Here is an 8518-nt window from a genome sequence, read left to right as displayed (position 1 = left end):
GAAACCTTTGATTCCTTTCTCGTTGTGAAACTTGAAACGGGTTATGAGATCTGAGGTCATTCCGGTGTAAAATCGGGAGGCCGAAAAAGAATATAGGACGTATACAGTATACATATTTAAAAATAATAGAAATAAAAAAAGCCTCTCAAAGGAGAAGCTTTATGTAGCGAGGAGGGGAGTTGAACCCCTGACCTCAGGGTTATGAATCCTGCGCTCTAACCAACTGAGCTACCTCGCCAGGTAATGAAATCGAAAAGAACAGGTACAATTAGTTAGATCGAAACCCCTGTCCGCCGCGGCGGATATGAATCCTGCGCTCTAACCAACTGAGCTACCTCGCCAAATCGGATTGCAAATATGAGGTCTTAAGTCTTGAATTGCAAACAAAATGCTCCAAAAAAAGTGACTTTTTGTTAACTAAATTAATGTAATAATGGTAAAAAATAAGTTTGTTGCTGATTATCAAATCAATACTTCAAGGAAAATTTTATTTCCATATTTAAGTACAGCAAGTGGATTGGCTGAATGGTTTGCGGATGATGTAAACATCAATGAGGATAAGACTTATAAGTTTCATTTTGATGGCGAAGATCATTATGCCAGAATCACAGCACTTAGGACAAATATTCATGTGAAGTTTGAATTTTTTGATCCTACAAATCCGGAGGAAAAGGACAATTCTTTTATCGAATTTAAAGTGGATGAAAATGAACTGACCCAAACCATGTTTTTGAAAGTCATAGATTACAGTGATTCTTATGATGATGAGGAGTTGGAGTCAATTTGGGAAAGTCTAATCCATACGCTCAAAGAAATTATCGGGGGTTAATTGGAGTATTTTCTTTTCTTTTGAAAATATTTTTAACCTTTGCCGTTAGAATCCTTTGTAGAGGACTTAATTGTTAATGAAAAAAATAGATAAATTGATTTTGGGGTCTTTTATAGGCCCCTTCTTTTTGACCTTTGTGGTGGTGGATTTTATTCTACTCACAGTAAATATGCTCAAATATTTTGACGAAATCTTTGGCAAGGGCTTAAGTTTTTGGATTTACATGGAGCTTTTTTCTTATTTTGTTATTAGTATTTCCCCTATGGCTTTACCATTAGCGGTTCTCCTTTCCGCTCTGATGACTTTTGGTAATCTTGGAGAACATTTTGAACTTACTGCTTTGAAGAGTGCAGGCATATCCTTGGTCAGGGCGCTATTGCCGATAGGTGTTTTTGTATTGTTCCTTACTGTTGCTGCTTTCCTTTCCAATAATTATCTGGTACCAAAAGTAAATCTTAAAACATTTGGATTGCTGTATGATATCAGGATGAAGTCACCTGCCCTTGATATTAAAGAGGGTGTTTTTTACAATGGAATTCCAAATTACAGCATCAAAGTGAATAAAAAACTTGATGAAGTAAGGCTTAATGATATCATCATTTACAACCATTCTGAAGGACAAGGAAATATAAATGTGATAATGGCGGATTCAGGAAGGATGGAACCATTTTTTAATGACAACTATATGAAATTGACTTTATATCATGGAGTCAGTTATGAAGAATCAAGATCCCAAAGAGGTATCAATGAAAAACCTGTAGACCTTAGCAGGACAACTTTTTCAGAGAATCAGATTGTATTTGACCTTGCCTCTTTTCAGTTAAATAGGACTCCCGAGGATTTATGGTCAACCAACCGATCAATAAAAAACATAGCACAACTCAAACTCGGGCTTGATTCCATGAATTCTGAAATCAACCAAATTGTCTATTATAATTTCCTGAATACTGAGTCCTCTTATCCGTATTTTACGAGGGACAGGAAATTAACACCTCCTGCGGAAATTGTAAGAAGAAAAGAAAGAGATGATTCTCTCAAAATAGCCAAGGCAGCTTTACAAAATAAAGCAGATCTCAGTATGAATTTGACTGCTTCTAAACCGCAGGATTCATTAAATCAACAAGCTTTTAATGGTGGATTTGATTCAGTTAATGTAATTGAAAGAGAATTGGTTTTTGAAAAAGATTCCATTCCTAACCTTTCTGATCCAAATCAATTACTTGCAGATGTTAATATTCCTACTTCAATGGAATCATTGGCAAATGATGCAGTCGTTCCAAATAAGAAGATCAATAGAAAAGTTTTAAAATTGAATAAACAGATCAGCAATGTAGATTCAATCCTCCAAAAATCTGAAAATGACAGCTTGGTTTCAAGAGAGGAAAACATTGAAACCTCAAATTCTCCCCAATTAACTTCCACTTTTACCATTGAAAAAAAGGCTGCTTTGGATTCAATAATCCTCAAAGGAGATTACAAATCAAAAGCAGCTACAGTCGGAATGAACAATGCCCGGACTATAAAGAATAACTTCAGTACCAAACTGACTCAAATTGATGCTTTGGAAAGGGAATTCAGAAGGTTTGAGATTGCCTGGTATCAAAAATACACTACCGCTTTTGCGTGTATTGTGATGTTTATGATTGGAGCACCTTTGGGAGCTATTATTAAAAAGGGAGGATTGGGTATGCCTGTTTTGATGTCAATCATTTTCTTCATTTTGTTTTACATGCTTACAATTACAGGAGAGAAATGGGCTAAAGAAGGAGTGACCAACTCTGTATTTGGAACATGGTTTTCCAATTTGGTATTGTTGCCTTTTGGCTTCTTTTTTCTCAGACAGGCAAGGAAAGATGCGAGATTGTTTGAACCGGAGACATATATTGAATTTTTCAAAAAGATTAAAGCCAAATTTGGGTTTAAAACTGCTAAAACTCAGAACTGATTTTTGAAATTCGATTATAAGCTTTACCTTTGTACCTGTTTTAAAATATAATTAATTAACTAGGCATGTATTTAACATCAGAGAAAAAAGCGGAGTTGTTTAAAAATCATGGCAGGTTAAAAGCTGAAACCGATACAGGTTCTCCGGAATCGCAGATCGCGTTATTCACTTTCAGAATTCAGCATTTGACTGACCACTTGAAAACAAACAAAAAAGATCACTCATCAAGATTAGGTCTTTTGAAATTAGTAGGTAAAAGAAGAAGCCTTCTCAATTACCTTGTTAAAAACGATATCGAAAGATACAGAGCTATTATCACCGAATTAGGAATTAGAAAATAACTCGATTCATTGTAAGGTTCTCATGGGAGAACCTTACTTTTTTATTTACCCCTGATATTAAGCCTTACTTTTATAACTATTCTACACCTATTACTATTTACAAAATTGTATGTTACCAAACGTAATTTCTAAATCTATTGTCCTTGAAGATGGTAGAGAAATCATTATTGAAACAGGTGCATTGGCAAAACAAGCTGATGGAGCGGTGGTAGTCCGTATGGGTAAAGCCATGTTGCTAGCCACTGTTGTTTCCAAAAAAGAAGTAGGCGAGGGAGTTGACTTTCTCCCAATGTCAGTTGATTACCAAGAAAAATTTGCTGCATCCGGAAAGATTCCCGGAGGTTTTTTGAAAAGGGAAGGTAGACTTTCCGATTATGAAATATTGATCAGCCGAATAGTGGACAGGGCAATCAGACCTATTTTTCCTGATGATTATCATGCTGACACCCAAATTGGAATTACTTTGATGTCTGCAGATTCTGAAGTCCTTCCTGACTGTTTGGCCGGACTTGCAGCTTCTGCTGCATTAGCTGTTTCCGACATCCCGTTTAATGGCCCGATTTCTGAGGTTAGGGTCGGAAAAATTGATGGAAAGTTGATTATTAATCCTACACCTGCTCAGTTAGAATTAGCTTCATTGGAGTTTATAGTTGCAGGTTCTGAGGAATATATTTTGATGGTGGAAGGTGAAGCTAATGAAATATCTGAGGATGAAATGGTAGAAGCTCTTCAGTTTGCCCATGAGGAGATAAAGAAACACTGCAAAATCCAGAAAGAACTGACTATTGCCGTTGGAAAAGAAAAGAAAAGAGAATACAACCATGAAAAATCAGACCCTGCCTTGTACGAAAAAATGCATACTGAGCTTTATGGAAAGTGTTATGATGTTGTTGCCAAGCTAATTGCCAACAAATCTGAAAGATATGATCTCATCAAAGCTGTAAAGGAAGAGTTTGTTGCGTCATTGGGTGAAGAACATGGTTTTGAGGCAAGTTTGATCGGACCATATTTTTCAAAAATCCATAAAGAAGCTGCCAGAAATTTGACTTTGAATGAGAAAAAGAGATTAGACGGTAGAAAATTGGATGAAATCAGGCCTATTTGGTCGGTTATTGATTATTTACCTTCTGCTCATGGATCTGCAGTATTCACCAGAGGTGAGACCCAATCTATAACCACTTGTACCCTTGGTACCAAGATGGATGAGCAAATGATCGATGGCGCGATGATTTCAGGTTATAATAAGTTTTACCTTCATTATAACTTTCCTGGCTTCTCTACCGGTGAAGTTAAGCCGAATAGAGGTGTAGGAAGAAGAGAAGTGGGCCATGGCAACCTTGCCATGAGAGCTTTGAAAAAAGTTCTTCCTTCTGGAGACGAGAATCCTTATACAATCCGAATTGTATCTGATATTTTGGAATCAAACGGATCATCTTCTATGGCAACTGTTTGCGCAGGTTCATTGGCATTGATGGATGCAGGTATTCAGATTAAAGCTCCTGTAACGGGAATTGCGATGGGAATGATTTCTGATGCAAAGACAGGAAAATATTCTATTCTTTCTGACATTTTGGGTGACGAGGATCACTTGGGAGACATGGATTTCAAGGTTACAGGTACAGAAAAAGGGATTACTGCCTGTCAAATGGACTTGAAAGTCGAGGGTCTTGATTACAGTGTTTTGAAAGAAGCGTTGTACCAAGCCAAAGAAGGTCGATTACATATCATGAATGAAATCAAAAAGACCATTTCAGCACCTAAGCCGGACCTTAAACCTCATACACCTAGGTCATTCATGATGAGTATTCCTAAAGAACTTATCGGAGCAGTAATCGGGCCTGGAGGAAAAGTCATCCAAGAAATCCAAAAAGATACCGGAGCTACCATCATCATTGAAGAAAAAGATAATATGGGAAAAATCAACATTTTCTCAAACAATCAAGAATCGATGAATGCTGCTATTTCAAGAATCAGGGCGATTGTTGCTCAACCTGAAATAGGAGAGACCTATACCGGCAAAGTGAAAAACATCATGCCTTTTGGAGCTTTTGTGGAATTCATGCCTGGAAAAGATGGTTTACTTCACATTTCTGAAATCAAATGGGAAAGACTTGAAAATATGGAAGGTGTCCTCGAACCAGGAGAAGAAATAATGGTTAAACTGATTGATGTAGATAAAAAAACAGGAAAGTTTAAACTTTCCAGAAAAGTATTATTGCCAAAACCAGAAAAATCTGATAAAAACGATTAAGTTCAATAGGGTATTTATTATTTTGAACTTTGTTTAATTGGATTCCTGTTATTAATTGAATCTTAACTGAAAATTGTATTCTTGAATGAGGCAGCTAAAAATTAGCAAACAGATCACCAACAGGGAGAGTCAGTCCCTTGATAAATATCTACAGGAGATTGGAAAAGTAGATCTATTGACAGCCGATGAGGAAGTGGTTCTTGCAAAAAGGATCAGAGAAGGCGATCAATTGGCTTTAGAAAAACTTACAAAAGCCAACCTCCGATTTGTTGTTTCTGTAGCCAAGCAATATCAAAACCAAGGCCTTTCGCTGGGTGACTTGATCAATGAGGGAAACCTCGGGCTGATCAAAGCAGCCCAACGATTTGATGAAACGCGAGGTTTTAAGTTTATTTCTTATGCGGTATGGTGGATCAGACAGTCTATCCTTCAGGCATTGGCTGAACAATCGAGGATAGTAAGGCTTCCATTGAACAGGGTTGGTTCATTGAATAAAATCAGTAAAACATTCAGTGAACTTGAGCAAAAGTTTGAAAGAGAGCCTTCACCTGAAGAATTGGCTGAGGTCCTTGAAGTTACCGCAGCTGAGGTCGTGGATACTATGAAAATTTCTGGAAGACATGTGTCTATGGACGCTCCTTTTGTACAGGGAGAAGAAAATAGTTTGTTGGACGTTCTTGAAAATGATGGAGATGAAAAGCCTGATGATGGCTTGATGACCGATTCATTGAGGAAAGAAGTACAAAGAGCACTTTCAACACTGACCCAAAGGGAAGCAGATGTGATTACACTTTATTTCGGTTTGAACGGAGAGCATGCGATGACTTTAGAGGAAATTGGTGAAAAATTTAATTTGACCAGAGAGAGGGTTAGACAAATTAAAGAGAAGGCTATCAGGAGATTAAGACATACTTCAAGAAGTAAAACATTAAAACCATATCTTGGCTAATTACTGAGGCTGAATAAGAATAATAATTAAAGGGGATTTGTCCCCTTTTTTTGTTTATTTACCACAATGAAGGGTTCGGAAAATTTAACTCACTGAACTTCATGGCATAGACCACAATTAGGGAATTTTAACACCCATTAACTTTGTTGTGAAGGGTATTTTAACAAAATTTGCCAACTTCAAAATTTCAACCAAATGACTTCCGAAATTGAAAGAATCAAAGTCTTGATAATTGGTTCGGGACCCGCAGGATACACTGCGGCAATCTATGCATCAAGAGCCGGATTGAATCCAATACTATACACGGGGGGACAACCCGGTGGCCAACTGACTATCACCACAGACGTAGAAAATTACCCCGGGTATCCTGAAGGGATTCAGGGACCTGAGATGATGGAGGATTTTAGAAAACAAGCTGAAAGATTTGGGACTAAAGTTAGGTATGGAGTAGTGACTTCAGTAGACTTCGATACCATTCCGCATAAAGTTATTGTCGATAACCAGTCCGAAATTCATGCGGATACAGTGATTATTTCTACTGGCGCCTCTGCAAAATGGCTTGGTTTAGAAAGTGAAACAAGATTGAATGGGAGAGGGGTTTCAGCCTGTGCGGTTTGTGACGGGTTCTTTTTTAGAGGTCAGGATGTTGCAATAGTAGGAGCGGGTGATACCGCTTGTGAGGAGGCTTCATATCTGGCAAATATTTGTAACAAGGTCTACATGATTGTCCGAAAAAGTGAAATGAGGGCATCGCTGATAATGCAGAGAAGGGTATTAAATAATCCTAAAATCGAAGTACTTTGGAATACCGAAACGGATGAAATCCTAGGTGAAGAAGAAGTCACCGGAGTAAGAATATTTAACAACCTAACCAAAGAAACCAAAGAACTTAAAGTATCTGGTTTTTTTGTGGCAATTGGTCACCATCCCAATACAGATATTTTTAGAAATGTTATTGATATGGATGAGAACGGATATATCAAGACAATCCCGGGAAGTACATGGACCAATAAGGAAGGTGTTTTTGCCTGTGGCGATGCCCAAGATCATATTTATAGACAGGCGGTAACTGCCGCAGGAACCGGTTGCATGGCGGCTTTAGATGCAGAGAGATACCTAGCGGCTAAAGAATCTGCTTAATTTGGAAAAATGAAAATAAAAGGTCTTTGGATATTGATAGCTTTACTTTTGGGCATGGGATCTATTCAATCCCATGCCCAAATTTTTCCAAAGATCATTAAGAAAAAGTCTATCGATCAGCCCAAATCCAATCCTTTATTAAGAGATTTAAGACTTTTTGATCCTGATAAATACCTACAGGATATTACCAAAACCACGGATTCTCTTCTTTTCAAAGATTATGTGGAATTAAAGAAAAGGCTGAGTATCGTAGCCGAGGATACAATTTCGCTTGATTGGGCTCCGACAAACCAATTGGTTCAGGTTTCTGAACAGGTTTTGATTGACAGCATCTGGGTGACTGCTTTTGAATATTATTCCTCTTGGGACAGCAAGAAAATTAATATATACGATTTTAACCCAAAGGAATTTAAGGATACAGTCCAAATTAAGTTATTCGATCCATTTTTTGGGACTGATTGGAAAATGCCTTTGGATGAGACCCGAATTACATCAGAGTTTGGATTTAGGAGATATAGGTGGCATCATGGTACAGACCTGAAGTTGAATGTGGGCGACCCTGTTTATAGTGCATTTGACGGGATAGTCAGAATTAGGTCTTATGATAGAAACGGGTATGGATACTATGTGGTAGTCAGGCATAAAAATGGGCTTGAGACACTTTATGGCCACTTATCTAAGTTTAGGGTAGAAGTTGGTCAGGAAGTAAAAGCAGGTGAATTAATCGGCTTAGGTGGAAATACGGGAAGAAGTACCGGCCCCCATTTGCATTTTGAGATCAGGTTCCAAGGACTTTCTATCAATCCTACAGAAGTATTTGATTTTAATATCGGAAGTATCAAAGGCCAATATTATGATGTTACTTCCTCAAGTTTTGATCATGTAATCAAAACGCAGGAAGCGATTTATCATCGGGTGAGGAGCGGGGAGACATTGAGTTCCATAGCCCGAAGATATGGGGTAAGGGTAAGCACCCTCACAAGATTGAACGGAATTTCAACAAATACCATTCTTAAGGTTGGCAGAAGATTAAGAGTGAAATAATCATTTGGTATTTTGCCTA

7 protein-coding genes, 1 tRNA gene and 1 pseudogene are annotated in these 8518 nt (G+C 37.7%); 7 read left to right on the top strand and 2 right to left on the bottom strand.

Translation table 11 applies throughout. The features are described from left to right. Together NK987_RS21435 and NK987_RS00190 are read right to left on the bottom strand one after the other, a co-directional pair. Positions 1-60, bottom strand: a pseudogene (locus NK987_RS21435) (GIY-YIG nuclease family protein); the annotation flags it as partial. 104 nt (positions 61-164) lie between these two features. Then, a tRNA-Met gene (locus NK987_RS00190) sits at positions 165-238 on the bottom strand. Positions 239-433: 195 nt separating this feature from the next. On the opposite strand from NK987_RS00190, the gene NK987_RS00185 reads away from it, so the two are divergent. From NK987_RS00185 to NK987_RS00155, 7 genes are all read left to right on the top strand, one after another. Then, the gene (locus NK987_RS00185) at positions 434-829 is read left to right on the top strand and encodes an START-like domain-containing protein (protein ID WP_259262221.1); all 396 of its coding nucleotides are present in this window, start codon (positions 434-436) and stop codon (positions 827-829) included. Between the two features lie 76 nt (positions 830-905). Next, entirely contained in the window at positions 906-2774 is a 1869-nt protein-coding gene (locus NK987_RS00180) for an LptF/LptG family permease (RefSeq protein WP_259262220.1), read from the top strand. Between the two features lie 65 nt (positions 2775-2839). After that, positions 2840-3115 carry a 30S ribosomal protein S15 gene (gene rpsO, locus NK987_RS00175; protein ID WP_113922163.1) on the top strand — a complete coding sequence of 92 codons (276 nt, stop codon included), beginning with the start codon at positions 2840-2842 and terminating at the stop codon, positions 3113-3115. A 109-nt stretch (positions 3116-3224) separates the two neighbouring features. Continuing rightward, positions 3225-5366: a polyribonucleotide nucleotidyltransferase gene (gene pnp / locus NK987_RS00170; protein ID WP_259262219.1), complete on the top strand. Its 2142-nt coding sequence runs from the start codon at positions 3225-3227 to the stop codon at positions 5364-5366. Positions 5367-5451: 85 nt separating this feature from the next. After that, positions 5452-6315, top strand: coding sequence for a sigma-70 family RNA polymerase sigma factor (locus NK987_RS00165; RefSeq protein WP_113922161.1), 864 nt, complete (start codon positions 5452-5454; stop codon positions 6313-6315). Between the two features lie 195 nt (positions 6316-6510). Further along, entirely contained in the window at positions 6511-7455 is a 945-nt protein-coding gene (gene trxB / locus NK987_RS00160) for a thioredoxin-disulfide reductase (RefSeq protein WP_259262218.1), read from the top strand. Between the two features lie 9 nt (positions 7456-7464). After that, the gene (locus tag NK987_RS00155; RefSeq protein WP_258424478.1) at positions 7465-8499 is read left to right on the top strand and encodes a M23 family metallopeptidase; all 1035 of its coding nucleotides are present in this window, start codon (positions 7465-7467) and stop codon (positions 8497-8499) included. Positions 8500-8518 lie beyond the last annotated feature (19 nt).

This window comes from Aquiflexum gelatinilyticum, assembly GCF_024813435.1.
Classification (GTDB): Bacteria; Bacteroidota; Bacteroidia; order Cytophagales; family Cyclobacteriaceae; genus Cognataquiflexum; species Cognataquiflexum gelatinilyticum.
The sequence above is the reverse complement of the archived record's forward strand: the minus strand, read 5'-3'. Positions and strand labels throughout refer to the sequence as shown.